The organism is Oscillospiraceae bacterium (assembly GCA_025758045.1).
GTDB lineage: Bacteria > Bacillota > Clostridia > Oscillospirales > Ruminococcaceae > Gemmiger.
The window spans coordinates 1,501,901-1,517,479 of the sequence record CP107208.1 but is presented as its reverse complement, the minus strand read 5'-3'; the positions used below and the strand labels follow the sequence as shown (position 1 = coordinate 1,517,479).

15 protein-coding genes are annotated in these 15,579 nt (G+C 60.3%); 10 read left to right on the top strand and 5 right to left on the bottom strand.

All coding sequences use genetic code 11. The annotated features are described in order from the left end of the window. Positions 1–41: 41 nt before the first annotated feature. The 3 genes from OGM81_07200 to OGM81_07190 are packed head-to-tail and all read right to left on the bottom strand — an operon-like array spanning position 42 to position 4,693. Positions 42–2,105: an AAA family ATPase gene (locus tag OGM81_07200; protein UYJ44892.1), complete on the bottom strand. Its 2,064-nt coding sequence runs from the start codon at positions 2,103–2,105 to the stop codon at positions 42–44. After that, on the bottom strand, positions 2,102–3,307 hold the full coding sequence (locus OGM81_07195; protein UYJ44891.1) for a hypothetical protein: 1,206 nt from the start codon (positions 3,305–3,307) through the stop codon (positions 2,102–2,104). The genes OGM81_07200 and OGM81_07195 overlap by 4 nt, the downstream gene beginning before the upstream one ends. Continuing rightward, complete coding sequence (locus OGM81_07190; GenBank protein ID UYJ44890.1) at positions 3,308–4,693, bottom strand: radical SAM protein; 1,386 nt, start codon at positions 4,691–4,693, stop codon at positions 3,308–3,310. A gap of 554 nt (positions 4,694–5,247) precedes the next feature. Here OGM81_07190 and OGM81_07185 point away from each other — a divergent pair. The 6 genes from OGM81_07185 (at position 5,248) to OGM81_07160 (ending at position 10,629) form a co-directional block, all read left to right on the top strand. Continuing rightward, entirely contained in the window at positions 5,248–5,409 is a 162-nt protein-coding gene (locus tag OGM81_07185; protein ID UYJ44889.1) for a hypothetical protein, read from the top strand. 164 nt (positions 5,410–5,573) lie between these two features. Beyond that, positions 5,574–7,148 (top strand): cardiolipin synthase, encoded by a 1,575-nt coding sequence (gene cls / locus OGM81_07180; protein UYJ44888.1) that lies wholly within the window; start codon positions 5,574–5,576, stop codon positions 7,146–7,148. A 385-nt stretch (positions 7,149–7,533) separates the two neighbouring features. After that, positions 7,534–8,403 (top strand): transketolase, encoded by an 870-nt coding sequence (locus OGM81_07175; GenBank protein ID UYJ44887.1) that lies wholly within the window; start codon positions 7,534–7,536, stop codon positions 8,401–8,403. Continuing rightward, positions 8,396–9,364: a transketolase family protein gene (locus OGM81_07170; GenBank protein ID UYJ44886.1), complete on the top strand. Its 969-nt coding sequence runs from the start codon at positions 8,396–8,398 to the stop codon at positions 9,362–9,364. Before OGM81_07175 ends, OGM81_07170 begins: the two co-directional genes overlap by 8 nt. Before the next feature lie 193 nt (positions 9,365–9,557). Further along, positions 9,558–9,941, top strand: a complete 384-nt coding sequence (locus OGM81_07165; protein UYJ44885.1) for a CidA/LrgA family protein — start codon at positions 9,558–9,560, stop codon at positions 9,939–9,941. Continuing rightward, a complete protein-coding gene (locus OGM81_07160; GenBank protein UYJ44884.1) occupies positions 9,925–10,629 on the top strand; it encodes an LrgB family protein in 705 nt (234 codons plus the stop codon). Before OGM81_07165 ends, OGM81_07160 begins: the two co-directional genes overlap by 17 nt. 59 nt (positions 10,630–10,688) lie before the next feature. Here OGM81_07160 and OGM81_07155 read toward each other — a convergent pair whose 3' ends face one another. Beyond that, positions 10,689–11,693, bottom strand: a complete 1,005-nt coding sequence (locus OGM81_07155) for a nucleoid-associated protein (protein ID UYJ44883.1) — start codon at positions 11,691–11,693, stop codon at positions 10,689–10,691. Between the two features lie 153 nt (positions 11,694–11,846). Here OGM81_07155 and OGM81_07150 point away from each other — a divergent pair, with 153 nt between their 5' ends. Further along, positions 11,847–12,056, top strand: coding sequence for a hypothetical protein (locus OGM81_07150; protein UYJ44882.1), 210 nt, complete (start codon positions 11,847–11,849; stop codon positions 12,054–12,056). 122 nt (positions 12,057–12,178) lie between these two features. On the opposite strand, the gene OGM81_07145 is transcribed toward OGM81_07150, so the two are convergent. Beyond that, on the bottom strand, positions 12,179–12,562 hold the full coding sequence (locus OGM81_07145) for a thioesterase (GenBank protein UYJ44881.1): 384 nt from the start codon (positions 12,560–12,562) through the stop codon (positions 12,179–12,181). 365 nt (positions 12,563–12,927) lie between these two features. Here OGM81_07145 and OGM81_07140 point away from each other — a divergent pair, with 365 nt between their 5' ends. The 3 genes from OGM81_07140 to OGM81_07130 all read left to right on the top strand — a co-directional run bounded on the left by OGM81_07140 (position 12,928) and on the right by OGM81_07130 (position 15,345). Further along, positions 12,928–14,256 (top strand): uracil-xanthine permease family protein, encoded by a 1,329-nt coding sequence (locus OGM81_07140; GenBank protein ID UYJ44880.1) that lies wholly within the window; start codon positions 12,928–12,930, stop codon positions 14,254–14,256. Between the two features lie 66 nt (positions 14,257–14,322). Further along, positions 14,323–14,679, top strand: coding sequence for a hypothetical protein (locus OGM81_07135; GenBank protein UYJ44879.1), 357 nt, complete (start codon positions 14,323–14,325; stop codon positions 14,677–14,679). A gap of 300 nt (positions 14,680–14,979) precedes the next feature. Continuing rightward, positions 14,980–15,345: a metalloregulator ArsR/SmtB family transcription factor gene (locus tag OGM81_07130; protein UYJ44878.1), complete on the top strand. Its 366-nt coding sequence runs from the start codon at positions 14,980–14,982 to the stop codon at positions 15,343–15,345. The last annotated feature ends 234 nt before the right edge of the window (positions 15,346–15,579 follow it).

The window sequence follows — 15,579 nt, the reverse complement described above, 5'->3', positions numbered from 1 at the left end:
CCGCATGGTGGTCCCTCTTGAAGGCTGCTATTAAAATCAAATCAATCCAATTCAAAATCCCCCGGCAGCAGCAGCGCCAGATCCGCGTCGGCGTCAGCAATAAGCCGTTTTGCCTGGTTCAAAATAGCCTTTTCCAAAACATTCCGGGCCATACGTCCGTTGCCGTTGGTCGCGGCATCCGCCGCCTGCTGCTCATCATACCATTGGATCAGCACATCCCGGCAGCTTTCGTCCAAATGATACCCCTTGCTCTTGGCAATCGACAAGGTAATGCGGTACAGCTCCTCGCCGGTGTAATCCGGGAACTCGATCTGGTTCGGGAACCGGCTCGCCAAACCCGAGTTAGCCGACAAAAACAGCTGCATCTCCTTGGTATACCCGGCCAAAATTACGACCAGGTCGCCCCGGTTATCCTCAATGCCTTTCACAAGGGTATCAATGGCCTCCAGCCCGAAGCTGTCCTCGCCCCCGCGGTACAAACTGTACGCTTCATCGATGAAAAGCACACCGCCCAGCGCACTCTGTATCACGGTGTTGGTCAGGGGCGCGGTGTGCCCCACATACCGGCCCACCAGGTCCGCACGGGTCACTTCCACCAGCTGGCCGCCGCGCAGCGCACCGATGGCCTTGAGATATTTCGCCAAAATGCGGGCGATGGTGGTTTTGCCGGTGCCGGGGTTTCCGGTAAAGATCATGTGCATGTTGACCTCGGCCACCTTGAGGCCCTGGGCCTTGCGGCGCTGCTGGGCCTGCACATTTTTGGCGATGTCACGCACATAATTTTTCACTTCAGCCAAACCAACGATCTCGTCCAGCTCGGCCTCCACGGCATCCACGTCACCGCGGTACTGCTGGGGCAGCAGGGCCAGCAGGTCAAAGGGCTCGCCGCCATTTACGCTAAGCAGCAATTTTCCATCCGCAGCGGTCAGCACGGCGGGTGTGCCGTCGGCGGGCGGCTCCTCCGCGTCCAGCACGTACTCGGCCAGGGCGCGGTAGGCGGTCTCGCAGTAATCCCGCATGGCCTGCATGCCGGTAGTCTTGCCGTACTGGGCGGCCAGCAGATCGCGCACGTCGGCCCCCATGGACAGCGCCAGACCGCATTGTTTGCGCACACGCTGCGCAAGCCAGTTCAGCTCGCGGGCGGCCACGGCGGCCAGCGCCTCGGGGGTAAAGGCCTGGGTGCGGCAGACGTCCCCGGCCAGTGCATCCACGAACCGCGCCCCAAAGGTATCGGCCAGCGCGGCCTCGTCCTTGTTGGAGAAAAACACAAAATATTTACCGCCGGCCGTCAATTCTCCGATGGCTCCTGGCGCCAGCGCGGTGCCCACGTCCACCAGGATGCCCCGCTGCAGCACGTAGCGGCTGCTCAGCGAAAGCGTCCCCTCGATGGCCAGTGTCGACAACATATTTAAATAATTGGCCGCGCAGCCCTCGTAGTGGTCAAAGGCCAAAACCTCGGCATCGGACTGCAGCGCCGCATACAGATCCTGTAAAAATAATTTTTCCTGGGCCGGGCCGGGATAGAGCGATAAGTCCATCCGCTCAATGGCCGCGCTGCGCAAGATCCCCCGGTCGGCCAGCTCCTCCACCGCGCAGGTCAGCGCGTAGTGGCGGCCGGTGCCGTTGGGGCCGCACAGCAGCATCAGGTTGCGGGCGCGGCCGGTGTCCCCCGCCGTGCCCATCACAAAGGGGCGGCGGAACGCCTTGACCAGCGCCGTCACAAAGGCGTCCTGCCCCAACACCTGCGCTTTAATTTTATCCGCTGCACCGCTAAAATCCGTGTTCACGGGCTTGTCCGCGTTTTTCGGTTCGGCAGCCGGCGCGGCGGTGGTCCCGCCCAGCAGCCCGTCCTGATGCAGCGATCTCGTCAGCTCGCTGCTCATTTTCCGCACGCTCTCGGCGGTGGCAGCGCCCGCTTTTTGCACAGCATCCAGCGCCGAGCCTGCCGCACTCTGCCGCTTTTGGGCAGCGGTCAGCGCGTCCAGGCTTGCCTGCATCTGCTGCACGGCGTCGCTGGCCTCCTCGGCCTGTTTCGACGTAGCGGCGTATTTTTTACCGCCCATCAGGCCGCGCACCCAGGCATCATACTGATCTTCCAGGCTCATTGGTCATCCTCCCGGTCCGCCTTATGGGGCAGTTTGTACGTGTAAAAATCTTTTGCAGTGCATCCGGCACGGCCGCCGCCCGCACAGGCGCAGGCACACGCGCAGCTGGAAGCACAGGCGCAGGCGCAGCTGGAAGCGCACCCGCTGTTGTGCCGCCCCACGCCGCCGCCGCGGGAAGAACCGCCGCCGGTATGGTAATTTTTCGGCGGGTCGGTGCGGGTGTAGCCCTTGGGGGGCGGTGCGGTGCGGGCCACATGGATGGTGTGTACGCCGTTGGTGTACCAGAACCAGTCGTCCGGGTCCAGCCCGCTGCCGAAGCCGCCGCCCCAGTCCGGTGTCATCGAGCCGACAATAATAATCAGTGCTGCGGCAAAAATCAGCAGCCCGATCACCACCGTCAGGATGCCGATCATCTCATCGGCGGTCATGCCGCCGTCGTCGTAATCCGCCGCCGTCAGCTGGGCGTCGGGGTCAAAGGTCTCGGCCGTCGTCACCGGCACGGTCACGTGGATGTTGGCGCTCTGGCCGTGGCCCATGGGGCCAAAATCCCAAATCAGGTAGCCGTCTTCCTCGCTGCTGTTGTCGGCCACAAAGCCGTCGCCGCTGCGCCAGCGCACCTGCATGTGCTCCACCACCAGGTCGTCAAACCAGCCGGGCGTGAACTCAAATGTCGCTGTACCGTCACTATTCAAGGAAAACAGGTGGCTCTGATGCACCGAGAACGCGAACCGCACCCGGCTTTCGCCGCCGTTTTGGGCGGCCACCTCGGGCGAGTAATACCGCCGTGCAAACACAACCTTGGCGTAGCTGCCGCCGTCGCCGGTGTACTGCAAATCGGAGATGGTGTCGGTCAGCGGGGTCAGGTCCTCGGCGTAGGCGTTGGGCAGGCCGATCTTGACCCAGGAGAGGTAGTCGGTCTGGTCGCCGCCGATGACCTGCCAGGTGATGTCGTAGACAATGTCCGCCGAGCCATCCTCCCGCAGGTCCACCGTAACGAAGTAGTCGGGAATATAATCCAGATCCCCGTCGTCCGCATACGGCGCCAGCCCGTCCAGATCCGCCTGCCCGCTCTCCGCCCGGGCAGACAGCGGGAACAGCAGGGACGCTGCAACAAAAATCAATACAAAAATCAATAACAGAAAACTGCATACGAAGCCGCGTGGAACTTTCCCCACACCGCCCCAGCGCTTACGCTGAAACATTTAAAAACCCTCCTGCATCGGGGTATCCCCCAGCTGGCACAGCCGCTTCATCCGGGCGCTCTCCACCCGGATCGTGCCGCACTCCGGGCTTCGCCAGATGCGGTTCCACGGGGTGCGCAAAATATGGCCCAAGCCGTGGCCGGTCAGCCAGCTCTGGCAGGGCAGCACGGTGCCGTCGGGCGCCACCGCCATGTTGCTCAGGCACGCGCCGCAGCTGGGGATCTGGGTAAATCCCAGCCCGGTCAGGGTGTCCTCGTCCAGCCAGCCGGGGCTGGTAAAGTTCACTTCCATGCCGTGAGAAAGCGCAAAATCCATCGCAGGGCGCAGCACCTCGGTCAGCGCCTCGGGGGTCAGCCGCACGCTTTTGCTGGCCGACTCCGCCGCGTTGCCGGCCGGGATCAGCCCGCTGCAAGTCAGGTACCGGATGCCCAGGCTGTGGGCAAATTCAACGGTAGCACGATAATCTTTGTTCAGGCTGCAGAGCGGCGTGTTCAAACTCACGTTCAGGCCGGCGGCCAGTGCGTTCTTAATGCCGTTCACGGTGTCGGTGTAACCGTCCACGCCCACCAGCTCGTTGTGCACGGCCTCGTCGGCAGAATAGAACGTAATTTGCACTGCGTCCAGGCTGGCAGCGCGCAGGTCCTTGCACAGGGCGCTGGTCAGCATGCGGCCGTTGGTGTTCAGCCGCGTTACAAACCATTGCGCAGCCTGCACCAGCTTGACCAGATCCTGGCGCAGCGTCGGCTCGCCGCCGGTAAAAGTCAGCTGCGGTATGCCGATGCTGCGGCATTTTTCAATCACCGCCAGCCACTGGTCGGTGTCCATTTCGGGCACGGCGGAAAGGGGCTGGTTGGCGGCGTAGCAGTGCAAACATTTTTGATTACAATGCCAGGCGTTGTCCTTCACCATCGTGGAGATCATCAGGTCCATGCGGTGGGGCGCGGCCATGCGGGGGGCGTACTGGGCCAGCGAGATCGGCTGGATGTGCAGCGGCGGCTCCTTGCCCCGCGCCACGGCGATAAGGGTATCCAGCATCATCTGCAAATCGGATTCGATCTGCAAAGGTTCGGTCTTACGATAAATTTTACGGGTAGCCGCCACTGCCTGGGCGTTGATGGCCGACCAGTCGGAGTCCTTTAACTCAGTCCCCGCATGGGGCTGCAGCGCCTCGATCAGGTTGGTCAGCAGAATGGCCCAGCTGAGGTTGAGCGGCAGAATATCCTGGCCGTTCAAAATGGCCACAAACGGCGTATCGCGGTCGGGCTTGGTGCAGGGGATAAGGTGGATGCGCACGACGCCCGGCCCGTCTGGGTCCAGCGTAACATGCCGCACGCGGTTGAGGTGCCCGCGCAAAAACGCCCGCTCGCCGTAGGAGAGATACTTCATAGGGGGTTTCCTCCCAAAACAGGCTCACGCCCGTTACAAATTTTAGTACACTTTTGCGAGTACATACAAGGCAAGTATACCATAGTCGCGGGAGGAATACAATAAATTGTTCTTTATTGTTGCGCTATGAAAGGCTCCCCTCGAGGGGAGCTCCGCCGCAGGCGGTGAGGGGTGGCCCCTTTAGCCACGCGACTCTCGCTCCGCGCCACCCTGCGGCGCTTCACTCGTTTTAACGGCATATAGCCGTTATGCGTACTCTTTTGTGACCAAAAAAAGGTAGGCCTTGGTAAGTTGCAAACTCATATCGAGGTGTCCGCCGCATGGTGGCGGAACACCGAAAGCAACCCTCCAAAGTCAATCCAAGGCGATAAAACATCACGTAAAACCGTACAAAATGTATACCTTGCTGCGTAGAAAATAACCCCCAAAATTCCAAAATATCTGTCACTTCTCCCACTTGTCAAATACCTTCAAATATGCGATAATAATACCAGTTCAAGTTCGATCCGGGGGACGCCCCCATAATACATATAAATGTAAGGAGGGCTGACCACATGCCGAATGGGATCTACATCCAGACGGAGTACCACGGCAAACTGATCCGCAAGATCGTTTGCAACGGGGAAGAACGCTGGTTTATCGGCTCTGACTGCGCCGTCACGTTCCTGACCATGGACGATTGCATGGCCGCTATCGACGCACGTCTCCACGCCTGATTCGCCCCGGCAGCCCGCAACAAACGGTGCTGCGCATAATTTCTGTGTTTGCTTTCGGCTGTAGCTTGGGTATAGCTGTTTGCAATACCCCCCCCGGTTTTCGTTGCCGCAAGGCCGTGCCGAGGGGGCTTTTTGTTCCCCTTTTCATCAAAAAGGACGCATCTATGCAAAAACTGCACAAACCCAAAGATTGGCGCTGGCTGCTGCACCGCGCCCTGTCCATCGTCTTCAGCCGCACCGTGGTCACAGTCGTGCTCGTGCTGGCGCAGGCGGTGTGGCTGTTCAGCGTGTTTTACTGGCTGAGCGACTACTCGCACCTCATCTCCCGCGTGGGGCTCGCCGTCAGCGCGCTGATGTGCCTGGCGCTGGTCCGCAAGGACTCCACCGCGCCGGAATTTAAAATCAGCTGGATGATTTTGTTCATGCTCATGCCCGTGCAGGGCGGCCTCCTGTATTTAATGTGGGGCAATAAGCGCCCGGCCATCCCCCTGCGCCGCCGCATGGAGCGTGCCGAGGCCGAGCTGGCGCCCCTGCGCACCGGCGACCCCGCCGCCCGCGCCGAGCTGGCCCGCCGCGACCCGCGCCTGGCCGAGACCGCTGATTACCTGCAAAACTACGCTGCTTCGCCCGTTTTCGGCGGCACCGCCGTCAGGTATTACCCCGTGGGCGATGTGATGCTGCCCGATATGCTGGCCGACCTGCAGGCCGCGCAGCACAGCATTTTTGTGGAAAGCTTCATCATCGGCATGGGCGAGATGTGGGGCCAGATCCACGAGATCCTGCGGCAGAAAGCCGCCTCCGGCCTGGACGTTCGCGTCATCTACGACGATGCCGGCTGCCTGAGCCTGCTGCCCCACAACTATGTAGATCTGTTGCGTGCCGACGGCATCCGGGCGTTCAGTTTCAACCGCTGCGTGCCGGTGCTGAATCTGGTGCTGAACAACCGCGACCACCGCAAGATCATGGTGGTGGACGGCCGCATCGCCTACACCGGCGGCGTGAATCTGGCGAATGAATACATCAATAAAGTGACTCGTTTCGGCCACTGGAAGGACAGCGGCGTCCGCCTGGAAGGCCCCGCCGCCCGCAGCTATGCGAACGTGTTCCTCACGTTCTGGCGGGCACATTTTCCTGATGAAACGTCGGATTACGACAAGCTGCTGCCGCAGGTCGCCCCCGTGGCCCCTACCGGCGGCACGCTGGTGCAGCCCTTTGCCGACAGCCCCGTCGACCGGGAAGTGGTAGCCAAAAATGTGTATCTGGAGTTCATCAACCAGGCCCTGCACAGCCTGCGCATCTGCACGCCCTACCTGATTTTGGACAACGACCTGCTCACCTGTTTAAGTTTGGCCGCCAAGCGCGGCGTGGACGTGCGCATCTACACCCCTGGCGTGCCGGACAAAAAGACCATCTACCAGCTGTCCCGCAGTTACTTCCCGCATCTGCTCAAGGCGGGCGTAAAGATTTACAGCTACACGCCTGGCTTTTTGCACGCTAAAACGTGGCTTATTGATGACCGCGCGGCCGCGGTAGGCACGGTGAATCTGGATTACCGCAGCCTGTATCTCCACTTTGAGAACAGCACCGTCCTCTACGGCGGCGAGGTCCTCTCCGACATCCGCCGCGATCTCGACGGCATCGAGTCCGTTTCCCGCCGCCTCGGCCCCGACGACTGCCGAAATGGATTTTTAGGCAGCATGCTCAGCGCCTGCCTGCGTTTGGTGGCACCGCTGTGCTGAGTTTTTCTTTAGGCACCACCGCACAATTCCCGCCTAACGGCTTAAGCACCGCTCCGGCCCTGCCTCCCCTGCGGCAGGGCCTTTTATCATGGGTCACATCCGTTAGCAAGACCGTATCCCCCTGCAGAAGAATTGGCCCTGACCAGGCCGCCCCTGCAAATCAAAAACTCCAAAAATTGTCAGACCGTTAAAATCCGACAATTTCCATAAAATCTCTTGCACCCGTGCCGAAACCGTGTATAATATAAAGTAGTGAATTATGTTGCGGTATACTATCTCCCGCCGGGCCGCGCGTTTCTCTTTACATAATACTATGTAAAGCTCTGCGCCCCGGCAGGCAGCCTGCCGCCAACAAAACCCCAAACGGGACCGGAGGAACTTGATTATGACAAAAATGGAAACGCTGCAGTTAAAGCTGACTGCGACCCGTGTGCGGATGGGCGTCATTGAGGGCACCCACGGCGCAGGCTGCGGCCATCCGGGCGGCAGCCTGTCCTGCGCAGACGTGCTGACCTATCTGTATTTCCGTGAGATGCGTGTCGACCCCGAGCAGCCCCAGGATCCTGCCCGCGACCGCTTCGTGCTCAGCAAGGGCCATTGCGCCCCTGCCCTGTACGCAACGCTGGCCGAGCGCGGCTTTTTCCCCGTGGCTGACCTGCCCACCCTGCGCCACTCCAACAGCTACCTGCAGGGCCACCCCAACATGAACACCGTCCCCGGTGTGGACATGAGCACCGGCTCTCTGGGCCAGGGCGTCAGCGCCGCCTGCGGCATGGCACTGGCCGCCAAGCAGGCCGGCAGCGACATCAACGTCTACACCCTGCTGGGCGACGGCGAGGTCGAGGAAGGCGAATGCTGGGAAGCTTTCATGTTCGCCAACCACTACAAGCTGGATAACCTGTGCATCATGGTCGATGTCAACGGCCTGCAGATCGACGGCCCCACCCGCGAGGTCATGAACAGCGAGCCGCTGGATAAAAAGATGGATGCCTTCGGCTTCAACACCATCGTCTGCAACGGCAACAGCTTTGCGGAGCTGGAGCAGGCTTTCAAGATGTTTGACCTGAGCCATGGCAGCGGCAAGCCCACCTGCTTCCTGCTGCGCACCACCAAGGGCCTGGGCGTCAGCTACATGCAAAATGCCGTCGACTGGCACGGCAAGGCCCCCAACGACGAAGAGTACGCACAGGCCATGGACGAGCTGCGCGCCGCCCATGAATCTCTGGAGAAGGAGCTTGAGCTGATCAATGGCTGATATGAAAAAAATTGCCACCCGTGTAAGCTACGGCAACACGCTGGTGGAGCTTGCCCGCCAGGGCGCCGACAACCTGGTCGTCTTTGATGCCGACCTGGCCGCCGCCACCAAGACCGAGATCTTCCGCAAAGAGTTCCCGGACCGTCACTTTGACTGCGGCATTGCCGAGCAGAACATGGTCGGCGTAGCCGCTGGCATGTCCACCATGGGTTACGTGCCGTTCGTGTCCAGCTTTGCCATGTTCGTGGCGGGCCGCGGCTTCGAGCAGATCCGCAACTCCATCGGCTACCCCCACCTGAATGTCAAGATCGCTGCCACCCACGCCGGCCTGTCTGTCGGTGAGGACGGCGCCTCCCACCAGTGCTGCGAGGACATCGCCCTCATGCGCTCCATTCCGGGCATGGTCATCCTCAGCCCGGCCGATGACGTCGAGGCCCGCGCCGCAGTCATCGCCGCCTACGATTACAACGGCCCCGTCTACCTGCGCTTTAGCCGCCTGGCCACGCCGGTTTTCCACGATCCTGCGACCTATCAGTTCCAGATCGGCAAGGGCGAAAAGCTCACCGACGGCTACGATATCGCGGTCATCGCCACCGGCCTGATGGTCCCCGAGGCACTGCGCGCCGCCGTGCTGGCCAAGCGCCAGGGCATCGCCATCCGGGTCATCAACATGCCCACCATCAAGCCCATCGACGAGGACATCATCCTCACCGCCGCCCGCGAGTGCCGCCGCATCATCACGGTGGAAGAGCACAGCATCATCGGCGGCCTGGGCGAGGCTGTCTGCTCTGTCGTGGCCGAAAAGCTGCCCGTCCCCGTGCGCCGCATCGGCGTCATGGACCAGTTCGGTCACTCCGGCCCCGCCGCCGAAGTCCTGCGTGACTACGGCCTGACGGCAGAAAACATCGTCTCCGCCGTCCGCGAGATGGTCCGCCCCGACCAGCCCGCCGCCGCTGAATAAACCTCTACTTAGCTTTTGTTAGCGCGGCCTCTACTTCGCGCCTTCTCGTTCTCTGCTTATTAAGTTCCTCACAAATAAATTATCCACTGCCGCTGTCGGGACTCACTTCCTCCAAACACCCGATGGCGGCTTTTGTGCGCCCATTTTTCCCGATGATCCCCCATTCATCTCCACACAAAGAAGGTAATCTACAATGGACCTTATTTTCCAATTTCTCCGCATTATGGTATTCTGCTTCGCCGGCGAGCTCTGCTATAACTTCCTGCCCCTCCCCATCCCGGCCAGCGTCTACGGCCTGCTGCTTTTGCTGGCCGCCCTCAAACTGGGGTGGGTCAAATTGGAACAGGTGCGCACGGCGGCGCTGTTCCTCATCGGCATCTTCCCGCTGCTGTTCGTCCCCGCCGCCGCAGGCGTCATGGACCTGTGGGCGGAGCTTCACGCCATGCTGCTGCCGGTGCTCATCGCGCTGGTGCCGGTCACTTTCCTGGTCATGGCCACGGCGGGCCGTGTCACCCAGCGGTTCGCCAAGGCCGAGCCCGAACTGGAGGAGGAATTAGCAAATGACGATGCTCAATGATTTTCTGTCCACCTCAGCCACCTGGGGCGTGCTGCTCACGCTGGCAGCGTTTGCCCTGGGTACCCTCATCAACCACAAAACGGGTAAAGCTGTTTTCAACCCGCTGCTGCTGGGCACGGTGTTTGTCATCGTGTTTTTAAGCGTCTGCGGCATCCCCTACGCGTCCTACAAGGCCAGCGCCTCGCCAGTCAATTACCTGCTGCTGCCGGCCACGGTCAGCTTGGCGGTCCCCCTGTACGAAAAATGGGACCTGCTGCGCAAAAATGTACTTGCCATCGTCATGGGTATTTTGGCAGGCACACTGGCCAGCCTGGGCAGTGTTCTGGTGCTGTCCCTGCTGCTGAGGCTGGACCACAGCCAGTACATCACCCTGCTGCCGAAGTCGGTCACCACAGCCATCAGCATGGATGTCAGCAAGGAGCTGGGCGGCATCGCAGCCCTGACCGGCGCCATCGTCATCCTCACCGGCATCCTGGGTGCCCTCATGGCCGAGACGGTCTGCAAGCTCTGCCACATCACCCACCCCATCGCCCGGGGCATCGGCATCGGCACCGCAGCCCACGCCGTCGGCACCAGCAAAGCCCTCCAGATGGGCGAAGTCGAAGGCGCCATGAGCGGCCTGGCCGTCGCCGTCGCCGGCGTCATGACCGCCATCCTCTGCCCGCTTTTCTCATCCTTTATCTCTTAAATTTCCAATAAAAAAGGGAGCCTCCCATCCACGGGAGACTCCCTTTTCCTATGCAAAATTTACACCAGCACGTCTTTGATAAGCAAACTCAACCCGCCGGTGGCACTGTGGATAAACTCGACGGCATCGTCGGAACTGCATAACTCTGCCGGAATTTTGATCTCGATACCGGATTCGGTTTTAAAGCTGCGGCTTTCCAGCTTGCGTATGCGGGCGGGGCTTACGGTCATGCGGTCGTCTTCCCGCACGCCGGTCTCGGCCAGAGCCTCCTCAAATTTCGGCGCTGCCAGGGGGAAATTCTCCCGGATGCGGCTGCGCACATCCTCGACGGCGATCTGGTTGTCCACGGCCTGGTTGCGCACCAGCAGCTCCACAGCGGTCTCGGTGCCGCCGTCAAAGGGGGGCACATCGTCCAGGTCGTCGGTCTCGGGGTAGGCTTCCTTCACGGCGGCCACGGCGGTCTCGCAGACGGCCTTCAGCTTGGCCTTCTCCTGCATGGCCTCGGTGCAGCCAAAAACCCGCGTAGACAGGTAAAAATCCTTCTTGTCGTCGATGGTGTACTTCTTCTCGATCAACCGCACCACGCCGTTGGCGCGGTCGATCAGCGCGGCTTCGTCGGCCTTGGGGGTGCCGGGCAGCAGCGTGCGCTGGGGCACCATGCTGCTGACCTGCCCGTTGCCCAGTACCTGGGTGTTGTGGGTGTAGCCGGGGCGGTAGTTCAGCTTCAGCACGCCGTAGTGGGGCACCGCGCCGTAGTTAAAATCCACCACGGCCAGATCGCCCGCCGGGATGGTGGGATACTGCAGCATCTGCTCAAAGATGACGCCCGCAATTCTGCGCGAAATATCGACAAAATCGTTGTTGTGGGCCATCTCGGCAGCAAAGGCAGAGTCCGGCAGGAACCGGCAGTTTTTGACCTCGTCGCTGGCGAAAGCCTTCTCCAGCACGGCGGTGAAATATTCAAATAGGTCGGCATCCATCTCCATGGGCCGGTCGGACAGCATCGGCTCCGACGCGCCGGGGTCCAGCAGGTGCAGGATGACCTGATTGATCGTGACTTCCATTTGGTTCGCTCCTTTGTTTGGCATAGGAAACAGTATACCATATTTTGGCGGGGATGGCCAGTGGAATTGCGGGAACACTTACTTTATGGAAAGTATCCCCCACCGTAGGGGCCGATGCTCGTCATCGGCCTGCCCGTGAAAGGAGCAATCACGATGAAAAAGAAGCATATTATCTCCGAGGAAACATTAACCCACACCGTCCCCTGCCGCCAAAAACAGGCCAAAGAATACCTGCAGGGCCGTTCCCCCGGCGTGATGCGATCCTACGCCCCCGATGCCCACGCCGATGATAAAGACGGCTTCGTTGAATCCGAAGACACCGTCCACCGCCTGGCCCACTGGCGGGAAGACGCGATTTATTGATCCATGTTCTTATGCCGCGGCCGCGCTCTTGCCTTAACGGATGCAACCCATGATAAAAGGGTGTCACCGCATGGTGGTGACGCCCGCATAGCAACATACTAAAACAAACTAAAACAAAACAATCAAATTTTACTCTCGGCTTTTTTCAAAAACCGTTCGGCATCCACAAGGTACCGTTCATGTTCCCCGCCGGCCACCTCGGTCACATCATCATACACGCGGAACCCAAAACGCACCCGGCGGTCGGTCACTTCCAAAACCTCGCAATCGCACTGCACCACCATCCCGATGGGCGTCGGCGCGGTGTGGGCCAGCTGCAAACTAGTGCCTACGGTGGTCATGCCCAGCTCCAGTTCTGGCGCGATGGCCTGCCAGCAGGTCTTTTCCACCAGCGCCGCCACGGCGGGGGTCGCCAGCACCGGCAGCTCGCCGCTGCCCATCGCCCGGGCGGTGTTCTCGGTGGTCACCCGCAGCGCCGCATGCCCTTTGCATCCAACTTGTATCATGGTATCCTCCTATAATCAAGCCACATCACACATGTAGGGGCCGATGCTCGTCATCGGCCCGCCGGCCGCCTGCCTGATGGCGGAGCGATGCAGGCATCGCCCCCTGTATTCCCGCGGCCCCAAAAATTGCCGCCTTATTATACCACATCCCCCGGCCCGCCACAATTGCCCCGGCGGGCCGTCCGCACCAAATTTCACCAAATTCCCTCTTCCATCTTGCAATTCCCCGCAAAACCCGCTATACTATATAGGAAAGCGAGGGAGCAGTTGTTAAACACACAGCTGTTCCCTTTTTTTGCGGCCTTTGTGCGCTGCGTCCGCCCCGCGGCAGGACCCGCAGCGCCGCCAACTGACAGGAGGATGTCATGAGCGAAAAGATCGATTACTCCAAAGGCATTTACGATGCCAAATCCCTGGGCACGCCCAAACTGCTGATTTTGGGCACCCAACACATGTTTGCCATGTTTGGCGCAACGGTGCTGGTCCCGCTGCTGACGGGCCTGAGCGTCAGCACCACGCTGCTTTGCGCAGGTCTGGGCACGCTGCTGTTCCACTTTCTGTGCAAGGGCAAGGTGCCCGCGTTCCTGGGTTCCAGCTTTGCCTACCTGGGCGGCTTCACCATTGTCACCAACGGCGGTGCCAACCCCGAGAATCTGCCCTACGCCTGCGCTGCGGTCGCCCTGTCCGGCCTGGTCTACGTGCTGTTCAGCGCGCTGATCTCCGCCTTCGGCATCCGTAAAATGATGCGCTTCTTCCCGCCGGTGGTCACCGGCCCCATCATCATCGCCATCGGCCTGATCCTGGCCCCCAGCGCCATTTCCAACTGCCAGTCCAACTGGCTGCTGGCCTTTGTGGCCCTGGCAACGGTCATCGTCTGCAACATTTGGGGCAAGGGCATGGTCAAGATCCTGCCCATCCTCATCGGCGTGCTGGTTGCCTACGCGGTGGCCCTCGTCACCGGCGCGGTGGACTACCAGGCCATCGGTGCCGCCGCCTGGTTCGGCATCCCCATCCATAAGGACAGCATGGGTCTGTTTGCCATGGACGGCAGCGAGACCTTCATCAGCGCGGTGTTCACCATCGTGCCCATTGCCCTGGCCACCATGATGGAGCATATCGGTGACATCGCCGCCATCAGCGCCACCACCGGCAAAAACTATATCCGCGATCCGGGCCTGAACAAGACCCTGCTGGGCGACGGCCTTGCCACTGCCATGGCCGGCCTGCTGGGCGGCCCCGCCAACACCACCTACGGCGAGAACACCGGCGTCCTGGCCCTGACCAAGATCTACGATCCCCTGGTCATCCGCATCGCCGCTGTCTTTGCTATGATCCTGAGCTTCTGCCCCAAGTTTGAGGCCATCATCAACACCATCCCCTCCGGCATCGTAGGCGGCATCAGCTTCGTGCTCTACGGCATGATCTCCGCTATCGGCGTGCGCAACGTGGTCGAGAACCGCGTCGACTTCTCCAACAGCCGCAACCTGATCATCGCCGCCGTCATCCTGGTCTGCGCCCTGGGCTTCAACTCGGTGGGCGGCATCACCTTCGCCATCGCCGGCGTCAGCATCAACCTGTCCGGCCTGGCCATCGCCGCCATCGCGGGCATCCTGCTCAACGCCCTCCTGCCCGGCAACGACTACCAGTTCGACGAGGGCAGCAACGAGCCCGAAAGCGCCAGCCTGCGCGTCTGATTTCCCATGTTCTTCTGAGAAAGGCTCCCTTCTGCGGGGAGCTTTTCTTTTATAAGGAGGTTTCCCATGACTGCCGAAGATTTCACCAACCTGCACCTGCAGTATCTCTCCACCCAGGCCGAGGGCGAACTCCCGGCCACCATCGAGCATGATTTCCACAACGGCCGCATGGTGGACCACTATTTCGTCACGCCGTCCCCCAATTTCTGGCAGGACGAAGCCATCAAAGCCCTGGAGGGTGTGACCGGCATCATGTTCCTGCAGCAGCCGGACGGTGCCCCCTGGAAGATTCTGGTCAACGATACCACCATGTTCAAGGAGGTCTACTTCGACTTCCCCGAAGAAGAGTTCCGTCGGATGCTTGCCAACAGCAATGTCATTCTCCCTGGCGAACCGGGCTTTATCCCGCCTGTGCAGGTGTAAGCCAAATTATTTGAAAGCCACCGCAAAGCGCGTGCCCGCCCAGGGCCGCCACCTTGCGGTGGCCCTTTTTATTACGGCATACTGCCTTTCTGTGTTCCTTTCGGAGACCCAAAAGAGACATAAAAAATCGGTATACCGTTAAAACAAGTGAAGCGCCGCAGGGTGGCGGACACCGAAAGCCGCCTGTTAAAAGCAGTGTGCCCGCAGCCGCCCGCCAAAAAAATATCAAATCCTATTGACAACGCCTCGTTATCATGCTAACATATGAGCAGATAAACATATGAAAGGATGAATCACCCCATGCCAGACATCGCCCCTATCGAAAATCCCCCATCCACCCAGCCTCTGGACGATGCCGCCATCGCCAGGCTGCAAAACGATCTCCCCGACGATGAGATCCTCTACGACCTGGCCGAGCTGTTCCGGGTGTTCGGGGATTCCACCCGCATCAAAATTTTGTATGCTTTATTCGAGAGTGAGCTCTGCGTCAACGATATTGCCCAGGTCGTGGGCATCTCGCAAAGCGCGGTCAGCCACCAGCTGCGGGTGCTCAAAACCAGCAAGCTGGTCAAGTTCCGGCGGGACGGCAAAGCCATCTACTACTCGCTGGACGACGACCACGTCCGCAGCATGATCTCCCTCGGCATGGACCACGTCGAGGAGTGATCGGCTCCCCTTAGCCCCAACCCCGTTTCCCCTTTAAGGCAACACCGCACAATTCCCGCCTAACGGCTTAAGCACCGCTACGGCGGCTGCGGCACGGCATCTGCGTTGCCAAAATGCTCGATAATACACAAAGTATTATCTGCGCTTTTGGCTTAGCAGCTACCGCACCTCGCTCGCTGTATCGGCACTTAGAATTATGCGGTATTGCCTTTAACTTAAATTTTATTATAAAGG